The organism is Streptomyces sp. 1331.2 (genome assembly GCF_900199205.1).
Taxonomy (GTDB): domain Bacteria; phylum Actinomycetota; class Actinomycetes; order Streptomycetales; family Streptomycetaceae; genus Kitasatospora.
The window spans coordinates 2,930,904-2,944,991 of the sequence record NZ_OBMJ01000001.1 but is presented as its reverse complement, the minus strand read 5'-3'; the positions used below and the strand labels follow the sequence as shown (position 1 = coordinate 2,944,991).

11 protein-coding genes and 1 pseudogene are annotated in these 14,088 nt (G+C 72.2%); 6 read left to right on the top strand and 6 right to left on the bottom strand.

The window, feature by feature from the left end; genetic code table 11:
• Window positions 1–3: 3 nt before the first annotated feature.
• A complete protein-coding gene (locus CRP52_RS39475) occupies window positions 4–936 on the bottom strand; it encodes a hypothetical protein (RefSeq protein ID WP_097236446.1) in 933 nt (310 codons plus the stop codon).
• 264 nt (window positions 937–1,200) lie between these two features.
• Here CRP52_RS39475 and CRP52_RS12355 point away from each other — a divergent pair, with 264 nt between their 5' ends.
• Both CRP52_RS12355 and CRP52_RS12350 read left to right on the top strand, forming a co-directional pair.
• Window positions 1,201–1,857 carry a papain-like cysteine protease family protein gene (locus CRP52_RS12355; RefSeq protein ID WP_097236445.1) on the top strand — a complete coding sequence of 219 codons (657 nt, stop codon included), beginning with the start codon at window positions 1,201–1,203 and terminating at the stop codon, window positions 1,855–1,857.
• Window positions 1,858–1,866: 9 nt separating this feature from the next.
• Window positions 1,867–2,778, top strand: coding sequence for a hypothetical protein (locus CRP52_RS12350; protein ID WP_097236444.1), 912 nt, complete (start codon window positions 1,867–1,869; stop codon window positions 2,776–2,778).
• A gap of 96 nt (window positions 2,779–2,874) precedes the next feature.
• Here CRP52_RS12350 and CRP52_RS12345 read toward each other — a convergent pair whose 3' ends face one another.
• Window positions 2,875–3,531, bottom strand: a complete 657-nt coding sequence (locus tag CRP52_RS12345; RefSeq protein WP_097236443.1) for a TetR family transcriptional regulator — start codon at window positions 3,529–3,531, stop codon at window positions 2,875–2,877.
• An 8-nt stretch (window positions 3,532–3,539) separates the two neighbouring features.
• Entirely contained in the window at window positions 3,540–5,093 is a 1,554-nt protein-coding gene (locus tag CRP52_RS12340; protein ID WP_097236442.1) for an MFS transporter, read from the bottom strand.
• Between the two features lie 310 nt (window positions 5,094–5,403).
• Here CRP52_RS12340 and CRP52_RS12335 point away from each other — a divergent pair, with 310 nt between their 5' ends.
• Entirely contained in the window at window positions 5,404–5,889 is a 486-nt protein-coding gene (locus CRP52_RS12335) for a hypothetical protein (protein WP_097236441.1), read from the top strand.
• Here the strand turns inward: CRP52_RS12335 and trhA are convergent.
• Window positions 5,860–6,570 (bottom strand): PAQR family membrane homeostasis protein TrhA, encoded by a 711-nt coding sequence (trhA, locus tag CRP52_RS12330; RefSeq protein ID WP_097240036.1) that lies wholly within the window; start codon window positions 6,568–6,570, stop codon window positions 5,860–5,862. The two genes, CRP52_RS12335 and trhA, sit on opposite strands and share 30 nt — an antisense overlap.
• Window positions 6,571–6,855: 285 nt before the next feature.
• Here trhA and CRP52_RS12325 point away from each other — a divergent pair, with 285 nt between their 5' ends.
• The gene (locus CRP52_RS12325) at window positions 6,856–8,682 is read left to right on the top strand and encodes a phosphoenolpyruvate carboxykinase (GTP) (protein ID WP_097236440.1); all 1,827 of its coding nucleotides are present in this window, start codon (window positions 6,856–6,858) and stop codon (window positions 8,680–8,682) included.
• Between the two features lie 180 nt (window positions 8,683–8,862).
• On the opposite strand, the pseudogene CRP52_RS12320 reads toward CRP52_RS12325, so the two are convergent.
• Window positions 8,863–10,076: pseudogene (locus CRP52_RS12320) on the bottom strand (pyridoxal phosphate-dependent aminotransferase).
• A gap of 253 nt (window positions 10,077–10,329) precedes the next feature.
• Here CRP52_RS12320 and CRP52_RS12315 point away from each other — a divergent pair.
• Complete coding sequence (locus CRP52_RS12315; protein ID WP_097236439.1) at window positions 10,330–11,049, top strand: prepilin peptidase; 720 nt, start codon at window positions 10,330–10,332, stop codon at window positions 11,047–11,049.
• Between the two features lie 178 nt (window positions 11,050–11,227).
• Here the strand turns inward: CRP52_RS12315 and CRP52_RS12310 are convergent, their stop codons facing one another.
• A complete protein-coding gene (locus tag CRP52_RS12310) occupies window positions 11,228–12,787 on the bottom strand; it encodes a chitinase (RefSeq protein ID WP_097236438.1) in 1,560 nt (519 codons plus the stop codon).
• A gap of 422 nt (window positions 12,788–13,209) precedes the next feature.
• Between CRP52_RS12310 and CRP52_RS12305 the strand changes: the two genes are divergently transcribed.
• The gene (locus CRP52_RS12305; protein WP_179852772.1) at window positions 13,210–14,004 is read left to right on the top strand and encodes an isoprenyl transferase; all 795 of its coding nucleotides are present in this window, start codon (window positions 13,210–13,212) and stop codon (window positions 14,002–14,004) included.
• The last annotated feature ends 84 nt before the right edge of the window (window positions 14,005–14,088 follow it).

Here is a 14,088-nt window from a genome sequence, read left to right as displayed (position 1 = left end):
CCCTCACTCCCAGTCCCACCGGATCCCCAGGATGCACGGCTGCAGCGCTGTGGCGACCAGGTGGACGCAGTGGTGGCCGTCCAGGGTCAACTCCTCGGTTTCGTACGGTTCTTCGCCCGGTGAGTGGAGGGCGAAGCGGTGGCAGCGGACGGGGAGGGCGGCGGGGTGGAAGGTGACCTGGAGGACGTACTGGCCGGCGCCGGAGTGGAACCCGCGGACGTACTCGCAGCTGGGGTCGGGGGAGGGGGCGTCGTCGAAGCCGTAGCCGAGCAGGTGGGTGTCGCCGGCGCGGAGGCGGCGGTCGAGGAGGAGTTCGGCGGCGAGCAGGTGGTGAGCCTGGTCGCGGCGGATGCGGCCGGGGCGGCAGTTCTCCTCGGCGCGGACGCCGACCGTGGTGATGTCGCTGCCCGGGTCGCCCTGGTAGAGGGCGAGGTAGCGGTCGATGCCGTCGCGGTGGGCGCGCAGGGCGTGTTGGGAGTCGCGGCGGGTGAGTTGGCGGTCGGGGCCGATGCGGATGCGTTCGATGTGGGTGACGGTGTGCAGGCCGGTGTCCCGTGGGCCGGCGAGGGCGGTGAGCAGGTCGTCGACGGCGGTGGCCGGTGAGATGAGGTCGCGGTAGGGGCGTACGGGCGGGCCGGCCGGGGTGGTGTCGGCGGCGCGGCGGGGGCCGAGCAGCCGGGTGAGGGAGTGCTCGGGCAGGTCGAGGACGTCTTCGAGGGCGGCGACGGCGCGCAGGGATTCGGGGCGTTCGGGGCGGCGGCGGCCCTGCTGCCAGTAACTGAGGCTGGTGAGACCGACGTTGACGCCGCGCAGGGCGAGGTGGCGGCGGATCCGGTGCAGCGCGAGGCCGCGGGCGCTGATGGCGGTGCGCAGGGCGAGGTGGAACGGGCCGGTGCGCAGGGCGGCGGCGAGGTCGGGGTGGTCGCTGCGTTGGATGGCGGCCTCCTCGGAGGGGAAAGCGGGCTGACCGGCTTTTGACCGTGAATATTCACATCAGAGTGGCGGTTTGTCACCGTCCGGGCCGTGGTGCGCGGGGGTTTCCGGGGCCTCGTTCACACCGGATCGCGACCGTTCACACCTGAACCTGGGCTTCCGCCAAGCCCGTTGACCGGTCTCGGGTGAGGCGCGATGCTCGGGGCGCGATCCGGACCGCACCCCCACACAGCACTCACTGCACTTGTGCAAGGAGGCAATTCCCCCATGCAAGTTCCACGGATACGGCTGCGCCGTGCGGTCTCGGTGCTCGCCCTCGGCGTGCTGGGCCCGGCGCTCACCGCCGCGGTGGCGGCGCCCGCGGTTGCCACCCCCACGCAGGACCGGGCCCCCCACCAGGTCCGCCAGGCCGCCGCTCCCGGGAGCACGGCCGATCTGGCCGGCACCTTCAAGAAGCTCAACATCACCATGCAGCAGCAACAGCAGACGAACTGGTGCTGGGCGGCGAGCGGGAACACCATCGCGACCTGGTTCGGCTACAGCTACAGCCAGAACCAGTTCTGCAACGCGGCGTTCGGCCGCTCGACCAACTCCAGCTGCCCCAACAGCCAGGCCACGCTGGCCGACGTGCAGAACGGGCTGAGCTGGGTCGGCATCAACCCGGGCTCCTACGTCACGGGTTATCTGCGCTACACCACCGTTCAGACCGAGGTGGACGCCAACCGGCCGATGGAGACCCGCATCCAGTGGAGCTCCGGCGGCGGGCACATGCACGTCCTCTACGGCTACGACGCCGGCAACAACTGGGTCTACTGGGGTGACCCGTGGCCGTCCAACTACCGCTACAACTGGGCGGATTACTGGTACTACGTGAACAACGACACGTTCTCGTGGACCCACTCCCTGTACCGGATCGGCGCGTGAGGGGCGACCATGACCGAGCTCAGTAGTCTCCGTCGGGCCGCCGCCGGCGCCCTGCTCACCGCCGGCCTCGCGCTGGTGCTCGCCCCGGCCGCGCACGCCGACGCTCCGGCCGCGCAGCCCGACGCGCAGGCTCCGGCGGCCGCCGCCCCGGCCCCGCTGCCCGCCGCCGAACTGGACCAGGCTCGCAGCGCGGTCCAGGATCCGGCCGTCCTCGACAAGGTCGGCCACTTCTTCGCCCGCAAGGGCGTCCCACCGACCCAGCAGCTGACCATCGGTGCCGCCGAGGAGGCGCGGGCGGCGAGCGCGTCGGCGCCGCGGCTGGCCGGTGACACGGTGCCGGTGTACGTGCTGGACGCGGGCTTCGTGGCCGGGACGCCGGGTGCTCCGGTGGCGAAGGCCGAGTTCACCGCCAGCAAGGTGGTCGCGGCGGACGGGCAGACCGCCTCGGTCTGGACGGTCCGGCAGGGCGAGGCCTGGCGGGTGGTCAACATCGCCTCGGGCGGCGACGAGAGCGACTACGCGGCGAAGGCGGCGGACAGCGGCGGCGGTACCGCCTTCCGCGAGCCGCAGGTCAACGCCTGGTACGTGCTGCGCGACGGCCGGGTGCTGCCGCTGGACGACGAGGCCCGGCGTTCGGTGGGCGCGGGCGGGGTGTCGCTGGCCGCGTACCAGCAGTTGGTGCACCAGCGGTACGGGGACAAGCTGCCCGGGTCGGCGTACGACCGGGCGGGCAAGGGCGGCGGCTACCAGGTGGACGCCGCCCAGGTGGACGCCGCCGCGCAGCCGGTGGCCGCAGCGGAACCGGCGGCGGGCGGCGGATCGGTGCTGCCGGCCGTGACGGCGGCCGCGGCCCTGGGGGCCACCGCGCTGGTGGGCGCGGGCGCCGTCCTGCGGCGGAGGACGGGCGTCCGCCGCGGGTGAAGGGGGAGCGGGGTCCGGCCGGCCGGACCCCGCTGCCTGTCCGTCGGGGCCTGGGGCTCAGACGCCGGTCTCAGAGTCCGGTCTCAGACCCAAGTCTCAGACGCCGGCGAAGCCGCTCTCCAGCAGGCCGAAGGTGTGGTCGACCAGGTCCGCGATGGACTCCCGCCCCCCGGCGGCAGCCCACTGCAGGAGGGCTTCGGCGGTGGCCGCGGCGATGACGGCGGAGGTGACCCGCATGTCGTACGTGGGCTCCTCGACGCCGGCCCGCCGGGTGAGCACGGCGAGGAACAGCTCCTGCGGGTTGTTGCCGGCGCGATGGAGTCCGGCGCGCAGCGCGGGGACCTCGGTGACCAGCCGCATCCGGGTGAACAGCTCCTCGCGCTCATGCTGGAGCAGTTCGCGGACCAGGCTGGTCATGGCCTCCCGGCAGGAGGTCAGGAAGGGTTCGTCGGCGGGCCGCTCCAGCAGGGCGGCGACCATCGCCGGATCGTACTCGTCGGAGAGGACCAGGTCCTCCTTGGTCGCGAAGTAGCGGAAGAAGGTGGAGGGGGAGACCTCGGCGGCGGCGGCGATCTGCTCCACGGTGGTGTTCTCGTAGCCCTGCTCGGAGAACAGCCGGTACGCCTCGCGGCGGATGCTCTGGCGGGTCTTCAGCTTCTTGCGCTCGCGCAGCGACAGCGGCGCCTCCAGTTTCGCCTGGACCGGGTTGGTCGAGGCGTCCGGGAGGGCCGCGGTCGGCTGCTGGGGAGTCATGCGTCCGATTATCCGCGATCCCCGGTGGCGGTTTGGGGATCGCCCGGCATCCGGGCCGCGACCAGCACCGCCGAGACCACCGCGACCAGGCCGGCGACCAGCAGGACCAGCCCCATGCCGTGCGTGTACGCGGCGTGCGCGGAGGCGCTGAGGGCGGTCGCGTCCCCGGCTCCGCCCCCGGCCGCGTCCCCGCTTCCGGCCCGGGCGACGGCGTCGGCGGCGATCACCGACTCCCCGGCCCGCTGCGCGGCCCCGGCCGGCAGCCCGCCGGTGTCCAGCGCGCCGCGGTACGCGCCGGACAGCAGGCTGCCGAAGGCGGCGATGCCGAGCGCGCCGCCGACCTGCCGCAAGGTCTGCAGCAGTCCGGAGCCGACCCCGGCCCGGGCCTGGGGCAGGGTGGCCAGCGCGCAGGCCTGGGCGGTGATCAGCGCCAGCCCCATGCCGCCGCCGAGCACGGTGAGCCAGACCGCGGCCCGCCCGTAGCCGTCGCCGACGCCGGTACGGCTGCCGACCAGCAGGGCGGCGGCGAGCAGGGCGAGGCCGAGGGCGATCACCGTACGGGCGCCGAGTCGGCCGACCAGCGGGTCGGTGAGCCTGGCGGCGACGATCAGCCCGAGCATCATCGGCATCAGCCGCAGCCCGCTGCCGAGCGCGTCGGCGCCGAGCACGCTCTGGAAGTAGGGCGGCAGGACGAAGAAGGCGCCGAACATGACGAAGGAGATCAGCGTCGCCGCGACGGAGGCCCAGCGGAAGGTCGGGTCGGCGAGCAGGGCGAGGTCGAGCATCGGATCGCGCTCTCGTCGGCTGCGCAGCACCAGGACGGTGAGTGCGAGCAGCGAGCCGGCCAGGGTGGCGAGCACCAGCGGGTCGGTCCAGCCCCGGTCGGCGCCTTCGATGATGCCGTAGGTGAGCGCGCTCAGTCCGGTGGCGGCGAGGGCGGTGGCGAGCAGGTCGATCCGGGGCACGGCCGGGTTGCGGCTCTCCGGCAGCAGCAGGACGCAGGCGACGATGCCGATCGCGGTGAGCGGGATGTTGATCGCGAAGATCGAACCCCACCAGAAGTGCCGGAGCAGGAGGCCGCCGATCAGTGGCCCGAGTGGGGCGCCGACGGAGAGCGCGGCGGCCAGGACGGCGGTGGCGCGGCGCTGTTCGGCGGGCGGGAAGAGGCCGGGGATCACCGCCAGGGACATCGGCATCACCAGTGCGCCGGCCAGGCCCATTCCGGCGCGGGCGGCGATCAGGGTGGTGGGGGAGCCGGTGAGCATGCCGACGGCGGACGCGAGGCCGAACAGGGCGAGGCCGACGGTGAGGGTGTGGCGGCGGCCGAAACGGTCGCCGAACAGTCCGGCGGGGAGCATCGCGGCGGCGAAGACCACGGTGTAGGCGTCGACGATCCACTGCTGTTGGCCGGTGTCGGCCGGTAACTGCGCGGCCAGGGTGGGCAGGGCGACGTTGAGGATCGTCATGTCGAAGCTGATCACCAGGACGCTCAGCGCGACGGCGACCAGGGCGAGCCAGCTGCGCCGGTCGGCGGCTCGGGTGGCGGTGCCGGTGATGGGCATGGTTGGCCTCCAGGAGGGCTCCAGCGAAAGTCTCTCTCAAATGAGAGTAACTATCAAAAGATGGATGCCGTCAATACGCTGGACCGCTCCCGAGTTGTTACGCTCCGTGATGTGTCCTGGAAGTGCTGTTTGCGCACGAGGAATTGACGCAACGTTGATCTGTCGTTCGCCGCCCGGAGGCGGCGGGGAGTGACTGTCGGTAGATACCATGTGGCAATCGGTCAGTGCTGGCCGACGCGTGCCGAGAGCGGAGAAGGGGTGGGGCGGCAGGAGCCGACCACGAGCCCGGCACCGGGAAAGGGGAGCCGAAGTGGCCGACACGGACGACACGCACGACAGCAAGGCGAAGGCCCAGGTGTGGGGCGCGGTGGTGGTGGTGGCCTCCGCGCTGGCCGTGGTCGCGGCCTATCTGATCAATGGCGCCCCGCTGGTCCTGGTGGTCGCCGGAGTCCAGACCGTGCTGCTGATGGTGTACGTCGGCCGCCGCTGGCGTGCGCAGCACGGCCGTCCGACCCGGTCCGGGCACCGTCCGCGCCGGGGCATCCCGGACGCCGCGCACTGCGAGCGCTGCCGCCGGGCCCGCGAGGCGCTGGACGCCCGGCAGGCGCGCCCCGACTCCGCCCCGCAGCCGGAGCCCGGCGCGGGCGACCGCTCGCCGTACCCGCGCCGCCCGCAGGTCCGGGCGCCGTACGAGCGTCCCTGGACGGCCGAACGGGCGGCCGCCCGGTTCGTGGACCGTTCGACCGCCCGTCGTGGTGCGCCGGGTTCAGCCGGCCGTGCTGTACGCCACCAGTGAGACGCCGACGTACTGGACGATGAACGCCCCGAGGGTGAAGGCGTGGAATACCTCGTGGAAGCCGAACCAGCGCGGTGAGGGGTTGGGTCGCTTGAGCCCGTACACCACGCCGCCGATGCTGTAGAGCACTCCGCCGACGATCATCAGCACCAGGACGGCGACGCCGCCGGTGCGCAGGAAGTCCGGCAGGAAGAACGCGGCGGCCCAGCCCAGGGCGAGGTACACCGGTGTGTACAGCCAGCGCGGCGCGCCGACCCAGAAGACCCGGAACGCTATCCCGGCGAGCGCGCCGCCCCAGACCGCCCAGAGCAGCAGCTGCTGGTTCGCGCCCTTGAGCAGCAGCAACGTGAACGGCGTGTAGGTGCCCGCGATGATCAGGAAGATGTTCGCGTGGTCCAGCCGGCGCAGCACGGCGTCGCCGCGCGGGCCCCAGGTGAAGCGGTGGTACACCGCGCTGACCCCGAACAGCAGCCAGGCGCTGACCGAGTAGATCGCGCAGGCGATCTTGGCGGGCGTGGAGTCGGCCAGGCAGATCAGCACGATCCCGGCGGCCACCGTGGCGGGGAACATCGCGGCGTGCAGCCAGCCGCGCCACTTCGGCTTGCTCTCCCTGTTCTCGGCAGGGCCGTCGTTCTCGGCGGGGCCGTCCGCGAGGCTCTCGGCGAGCGCAGCAGCAGTCATGCGCAGCATGCTACCGGCTACCTACGGGTCCGTAGGTTACCGGTGCGTACGGAAGTGGTGCTCATCACTCTTGGACGTTTTGGAGCATTTGAAGTGTGGCGCCGCGCACTCCGGCCCGGATGTCGGCGGCCTATTACCCGCCAGTAATCATACTTACTGTCGTAAAAGATGCGTCAATTTCGACGCTTCGCCGCGTTCCGGGCTTGAGCCCGGGGCTACGCTGCAAGCACCCTCAGACCCCCGCGACGCCATCTCCTCGCCGAGATGGTGTGAAACGGAGCGATCGTGTCGTACGAGATCTCTGCTCTCAGCGCATCCGCGCCCACCCGCCACAAGCAGCTGCTCGCTTGGGTGAGCGAGATCGCCGAGCTCACCCAGCCGGACCGCATCGAGTGGTGCGACGGTTCCGACGAGGAGTACCAGCGCCTCGCGGACCTGCTGGTGGATCAGGGCACCTTCAAGAAGCTCAACGAGGAGAAGCGCCCCAACTCCTACTACGCCGCCTCGGACCCGACGGACGTGGCACGCGTGGAGGACCGCACCTACATCTGCTCCGAGCAGGAGAAGGACGCCGGCCCGACCAACAACTGGAAGGCCCCCGCCGAGATGCGCGAGGTCTTCCAGGGCGAGCAGGGCCTGTTCCGCGGCGCGATGAAGGGCCGCACGATGTACGTCGTGCCCTTCTCGATGGGCCCGGTCGGCTCCCCGCTGGCCGCATACGGCGTCGAGATCACCGACTCCGCCTACGTTGCCGTGTCGATGCGCGTGATGACCCGCATGGGCCAGGCCGTGCTCGACCAGCTCGGCGAGGACGGCGACTTCGTCAAGGCCGTCCACACCGTCGGCGCCCCGCTCGCCGAGGGCGAGGCGGACGTGCCGTGGCCGTGCAACAGCACCAAGTACATCTCGCACTTCCCGGAGACCAAGGAGATCTGGTCCTTCGGCTCGGGCTACGGCGGCAACGCCCTGCTCGGCAAGAAGTGCTACGCGCTGCGCATCGCCTCGACCATGGCCCGCGACGAGGGCTGGCTGGCCGAGCACATGCTCATCCTGAAGCTCACCCCGCCGTCCGGCGAGGCCAAGTACGTCGCGGCCGCCTTCCCGTCGGCCTGCGGCAAGACCAACCTGGCCATGCTCCAGCCGACCGTCCCGGGCTGGAAGGTCGAGACGATCGGCGACGACATCGCCTGGATGCGCTTCGGCGCCGACGGCCGCCTGTACGCCATCAACCCTGAGGCCGGCTTCTTCGGCGTCGCGCCCGGCACCGGCGTGGACACCAACGCCAACGCCATCGAAACCCTCTGGGGCAACACGGTCTTCACCAACGTCGCGCTCACCGACGACGGCGACGTGTGGTGGGAGGGCCTCACCGAGGAGCCCCCGGCGCACCTGACCGACTGGCGCGGCAACGACTGGACCCCCGAGTCCGGCACCCCCGCCGCCCACCCGAACGCCCGCTTCGCCGTCCCGGCCGCGCAGTGCCCGACCATCGCCCCCGAGTGGGAGGACCCGGCGGGCGTGCCGATCTCGGCGATCCTGTTCGGCGGCCGCCGCGCCACCGCCGTCCCGCTGGTGACCGAGTCCTTCGACTGGCAGCACGGTGTCTTCCTCGGCGCCAACATCGCCTCCGAGAAGACCGCCGCCGCCGAGGGCACCGTCGGCGAGCTGCGCCGCGACCCGTTCGCGATGCTGCCGTTCTGCGGCTACAACATGGGCGACTACTTCGCCCACTGGCTGAAGGTCGGCGCCCAGGCGGACGCCGCCAAGCTGCCGAAGATCTACTACGTCAACTGGTTCCGCAAGAACGCCGAGGGCAAGTTCGTCTGGCCCGGCTACGGCGAGAACAGCCGCGTGCTCAAGTGGATCGTCGAGCGCCTGGAGGGCACCGGCGAGGGCGTCGAGACCCCGATCGGCGTGCTGCCGACCGTCGACGGCTTCGACCTCGGCGACCTGAAGCTGTCCCAGGAGGACCTCGACCTGCTCTTCACCGTGGACGCCGACATCTGGCGCCAGGAGGCCGCCCTCGTGCCGGCCCACCTGGAGACCTTCGGGGACCACACCCCGAAGGAGCTGTGGGACGAGTACCGGAGCCTGGTCGCGCGCCTCGGCTGAGCCTGAGCCTCAGCGAGCGAGAGGCGGTCGCGCGGCACGAACCGAGCGCCCCGCCGAGCGACAGGACGGCCGGAGTTCCGCCGGACGATCTTTCCCCGACCAAGGAGATCGTCCGGACCGGGACTCCGGCCGTAGTGCTTCACCCCGTGGAATGCCGTCGTGCTGCACCCCGGGGAGGGGTCACGGCTGCGCGTAGCCCCCAGGAACTCGCCGATGCGGGTCACGGCGTCGGTGATCTCCTCGGCGCGCGGCAGGGTGACCAGCCGGAAGTGGTCCGGCTCGGGCCAGTTGAAGCCGGTGCCCTGGACCAACAGGATGCGCTGGGAGCGCAGCAGGTCGAGGACCATCTGCGCGTCGTCCTTGATCTTGTGGACCTTGGGGTCCAGCCGCGGGAACGCGTACAGCGCGCCCTTGGGCTTGACGCAGCTGACGCCCGGGATCTGGTTCAGCAGCTCGTACGCGGCGTCGCGGGAGGCGAGCAGCCGGCCGCCGGGCAGCACCAGGTCGCGGATCGACTGCCGGCCGCCGAGCGCCGCGGCCACCGCGTGCTGGGCGGGCATGTTGGCGCACAGCCGCATCGAGGCGAGCACGGTCAGGCCCTCGATGTAGCTGCGGGCCCGCTGCCGGTCGCCGGACAGCACCATCCAGCCGGAGCGGAAGCCCGCGACGCGGTACGCCTTGGACAGTCCGTTGAAGGTGACGCAGAAGAGGTCCGGGGCGAGGGTGGCCAGCGGGACGTGCTCGGCGTCGTCGTAGAGGATCTTGTCGTAGATCTCGTCGGCGTAGATCACCAGCTTGTGCCGGCGGGCGATCTCGACGATGCCCTCCAGTACCGGGCGCGGGTAGACCGCGCCGGTCGGGTTGTTCGGGTTGATCACCACGATGGCCCTGGTCCGGTCGGTGACCTTGGCCTCGATGTCGGCGAGGTCCGGGTACCACTCGGACTGCTCGTCGCAGCGGTAGTGCACCGCGGTGCCGCCGGCCAGCGAGACCGAGGCGGTCCACAGCGGGTAGTCCGGGGCCGGGACGAGCACCTCGTCGCCGTCGTCCAGCAGGGCGGTCATCGCCAGCTGGATCAGTTCGGAGACGCCGTTGCCGAGGAAGACGTCGTCGACGGAGAGGCCGTGCAGCCCGCGGTCCTCGTAGTGCATGACCACCGCGCGGCGGGCGGAGAGCAGGCCCTTGGAGTCGCCGTACCCGTGCGCGCTCGCGAGGTTGCGCAGGATGTCCTGGAGGATCTCCGGGGGCGCGTCGAAGCCGAAGGTGGCCGGGTTGCCGGTGTTGAGCTTGAGGATGCGGTGGCCCTGTTCCTCCAGCCGCATCGCCTCCTCCAACACCGGGCCGCGGATGTCGTAGCAGACGTTGGCGAGCTTGCTGGACTGGATGACCTGCATGCCTGCCTACTTTAGGGGTACGACGGGCCCCGCGTCGGGTGTCCTGCGGCGCGGGTGAAAGCGCCCGGAGCAGCCCCCTTCGATCGGCAGGCGGGGGCATTCGGCTGCCTTTCAAACCGGCGGCCGGATGTCCGGAATGCTCCTGTACACGAGGAATGCGGGCTCGATGGTGTGCGGAACGAGACGGACGGCACACCGGCGGGCGGGCCGGGCGCGGGAGGATGTGGCCGGTGCGTCGGATCGAGGAGGGGGTGTGCCGGTGGTACCGGTCGTGGCCGCGGCGGTGCTGGTCGGTCTCCTGGCGGCTCCGCCGTTGCGCGGGCTGATCGCCTACTTCGCCGTGCCCGAGGGCGAACCCTGGTGCGGGGCCTGCCCGTTGTGCGGGCGTGCGGTGCGGCTGCTGCCGCCGAGCGGGCGCTGTCCGGGCTGCCGGGGGCGGCTGGGCGCGGGCGCCGGGACGGTGGAGGCGGTCGCGGCGGCGGTCGCGGCCGGGGTGGCGTACGCGGCGGACGGGTCGGTCGCCGGGGCGCTGGGCTGGGCGGGCGCGCTCGGGGTGGCGCTCGGCTTCGTGGACGGGCGGGTGCGCCGGCTGCCGCACCGGCTGAACCTCTCGCTGCTCGCCGGTGTGGCCGCACTGCTGGCGGTGGCGGCGCTGGCCGAGGGGCGCCCCGGGGTGCTGCTGCGCTGCCTGCTGGCCGCGCTGGCGGTCGGGGCGGTGCTCGAACTTGCCGTCTGGGCCCGGGCGTTGGGGCCCGGGGACTCCCCGCTCGGGGGCGCGCTGGGCGGACTGCTGGGCTGGTACGGCTGGTCGGTGGTGCTCGGCGGGCTGTTCGCCGCGGTGGTGCTCGCCGGGCTGTGGGCGGTGCTGCGGGCCGCCGCCGCCCTGCTCCGCCGGCGCCCGGTGCGCGGACTCGACGTCCCGGTGGGCCCGTTCCTGCTGCTCGGGGCGCTCACCGCGGTGCTGGCGAGGTAGCGGGCGGGCGCAACGGCGGGCAGTCGCAGCGGCGGACGCAGGCAACGGCGGGCAGTCGCAGCGGCGGACGTGCGCAACGGCGGACGGGGCCCGTCGTGCCGGAGGCGGTACGACGCGCCCCGCCGTCGGCGCGCGGGCCCCACCCTCAAGGAGCGGCGCGCCGAAGGGGGTTGAGGCCTCAGGGCATCTTGTGGACGAACGGGCCGACCGCGTTGGAGAACGCGTTGCCGTTGTTGGCGTCCCAGTTGGTCGACCAGGTCATCGCGCCGCGGATGGTGGGCCACTTGGCCGGCGGGACGAAGCTGCCGCAGTTGGTGCCGGTGGCCAGGCAGTCCAGCGCGTTGTTCACCACGGTCGGCGAGACGTAACCGCCTCCCGCCGCCTTGGCCGAGGCCGGCACGCCGATGCCGACCTGGTCGGGCCGCAGACCGCCCTGGATGTGGGTGCAGACCTGCGAGGTGATGAAGTCGACGGTGCCCTGGTTGTAGACCTTGCCGTCGCAGCCGTTCATTCCGCCCGAGTTGTAGAACTGGGTGTTGACGACGGTCAGGATGTCCTTGGTCTTCAGCGCCAGTTGGAAGTAGGCGCCGGCGGTGCTGTACATCCCGATGGTCTCGGGCGCCATGGTCAGCACGAAGCCGGAGCCGACCTTGGCCTGCAGGGCGTGCAGCGCGTCGCCGAGCGGACCGGCCTGGACGCCGTTCTCCAGGTCGACGTCGACGCCGTCGAAGCCGTAGTCCTTGATGATCGCGTAGGCGCTGTTGGCGAAGTTGGCGCCGGCCGTGGCGTCCCCGACGGTGATCGCGCCGTTCTGGCCGCCGATGGAGAGGACGACCTTCTTGCCGGCCGCCTGCTTGGCCTTGATGTCGGCGCGGAACTGGGCGTCGGTGTAGCCGCCGAGGGCCTTGGACAGGCCCGGGTCCAGGGTGAAGCTGATTGCGCCGGTCTGGGTCGGCACGGCGTCGGCGAAGGAGACCGCGATGATGTCGTACGCGCTCTGGACGTCGCTCAGCCGCTGCGGGGTCGAGCCGTTGTCGAAGTTCTGCCAGTAGCCGGTGACCACGTGCGCGGGCAGGCCGGTGGCCGGCGGGGTGGTGGAGGTCGGGGTGGCCGTGGGGGTCGGCGTCGCGGTCTGGGTGGGCGTCGTGGTGGGCGTCGCCGTCGGGGTCGCGGTGGCCGTCGCGGTGGGCGACGGGGTGCCGGTGCCGCCGGGCCCGATCAGTGCGACGTCGTCGGCGAGGTAGGCGCCCTGGCCGTACCAGCCGTGCAGGTAGACGGTGACGCTGGTGGCGTTCGCCCCGGTGGTGAAGGTGGTGGACAGCTGGTTCCAGCCGGTCTGGTTCGACCAGGTGGACGGGTCGGTGCCGCCGGTGCCGCGCGCACCGAGGTAGACGTACGGGCCCTGGACCCACGCGCTCAGCGTGTAGCTGGTGTTGGGCAGCACGCTGATGGTCTGGGAGCACTCGGCGGTGTCGCCGGCGCCCGGGGTGGCCTGCAGCGCGCCGGTGCCGGAGTGGACCGGCGAGGAGACGGCGGCCGCGGCGCCGGTACAGCTCCAGCCGCCCAGCCCGCCGTCGAAGCCGCCGTTGGTGACGAGGTTGCCGACCGCCGCGTCGGCGCCGCCGGCGAAGAGGGCGAGGCCGGTGCCGGCCAGGGCGAGGGCGGTGGCCCCGGCCGCGACGGCCGGGAGGGGGCTGCGCCGGCGCTTGTGGGAGGGCTGGTTCAGCGTACGGGCCATGGGGCGACGCTCCTGGGGAAGGAGCGGCCGCCGCGGTGGGGGGCGCGGCGGCCGCGTGTGGGGGAGGGGAGGTCCGTGAGAAGCCGGTGGGGGTGGGACCGGAGAGAATCGTTCCGTCCCGGATCAAAAGCTGGACTAGACCATTGCTGGTCGTCAAGCATCGGACGAACGGCTTACGGTTCCGTTAAGGATTCGGAGACCGTTCCGTGTCCGCACCGCCGACTCCCGTGTCCGCCCCGCCGACTCCCCGTCCGGCCGCCGGGCGGCGCCCCTGCGACCCCCGACACGCCCGTCGCGACAGACTTCGTACAGGACCGTGACCAGACCGCTACCTGCTGCTTTACCGTGCGCCTGCGCGCCGGAGTAGGCTGCGCCGGGGTGGTGACGCACCAGCTGAACGAGCACGGAGGGGTCCGGGAACCATGGGTCTGCGCGATGTCGCCGAACGGACGCCGGGGCTGCGCACCCTGCTGGGCGGGATGTACGGGCTCTACGGCCGCCGGGTCGAGGTCCACCTCGCCCGCACCCCGCACCACATCGGCGTGATCCTGGACGGCAACCGCCGCTGGGCCAAGGCCGCCGGCGGCTCCACCGCGTACGGACACCAGCGCGGCGCCGACAAGATCAGCGAGTTCCTCGGCTGGTGCGACGAGACCCACGTCAAGGTCGTCACCCTCTGGATGCTCTCCACCGACAACCTGGACCGCCCGGCCGACGAGCTCGTCCCGCTGCTCGGCATCATCGAGGACGCCGTCACCGGCCTGGCCGCCGCCCGCCGCTGGAAGGTCCACCCGGTCGGCGCGCTGGACCTGCTCCCGCAGCACACCGCCGACGTGCTCAAGCGCGCGGCCGAGGAGACCGCCGACATCGACGGCATCACCGTCAACGTCGCCGTCGGCTACGGCGGCCGGCACGAGATCGCCGACGCCGTCCGCTCGCTGCTCCAGGAGCAGGCCGGCCGCGGCACCTCGATCGAGGAGCTGGCCGAGATCCTCACCGTCGAGCACATCGCCGAGCACCTCTACACCCGCAACCAGCCCGACCCGGACCTGATCATCCGCACCTCGGGCGAGCAGCGGCTCTCCGGCTTCCTGCTCTGGCAGAGCGCGCACAGCGAGTTCTACTTCTGCGAGGCGTACTGGCCGGCCTTCCGCAAGGTCGACTTCCTGCGCGCCCTGCGCGCCTTCGAGCAGCGGAACCGGCGCCTGGGCCTGTAGGACCCTGCATTCCGCGGACCCCGGGACCGGCCGAGCCGGTGAAGTGACCGCCGTAGGGCTGGAGTACCCGGAGCCCCCGCGAGG

What these genes read in the sequence shown, in the direction of transcription:
- CRP52_RS12340 (WP_097236442.1), bottom strand. Translation starts at nt 5,093, where the DNA reads ATGCCCATCACCGGCACCGCCACCCGAGCCGCCGACCGGCGCAGCTGG.
- trhA (WP_097240036.1), bottom strand. Translation starts at nt 6,570, where the DNA reads ATGACTGCTGCTGCGCTCGCCGAGAGCCTCGCGGACGGCCCCGCCGAG.
- CRP52_RS12345 (WP_097236443.1), bottom strand. Translation starts at nt 3,531, where the DNA reads ATGACTCCCCAGCAGCCGACCGCGGCCCTCCCGGACGCCTCGACCAAC.
- CRP52_RS12310 (WP_097236438.1), bottom strand. Translation starts at nt 12,787, where the DNA reads ATGGCCCGTACGCTGAACCAGCCCTCCCACAAGCGCCGGCGCAGCCCC.
- CRP52_RS12350 (WP_097236444.1), top strand. Translation starts at nt 1,867, where the DNA reads ATGACCGAGCTCAGTAGTCTCCGTCGGGCCGCCGCCGGCGCCCTGCTC.
- CRP52_RS12355 (WP_097236445.1), top strand. Translation starts at nt 1,201, where the DNA reads ATGCAAGTTCCACGGATACGGCTGCGCCGTGCGGTCTCGGTGCTCGCC.
- CRP52_RS12305 (WP_179852772.1), top strand. Translation starts at nt 13,210, where the DNA reads ATGGGTCTGCGCGATGTCGCCGAACGGACGCCGGGGCTGCGCACCCTG.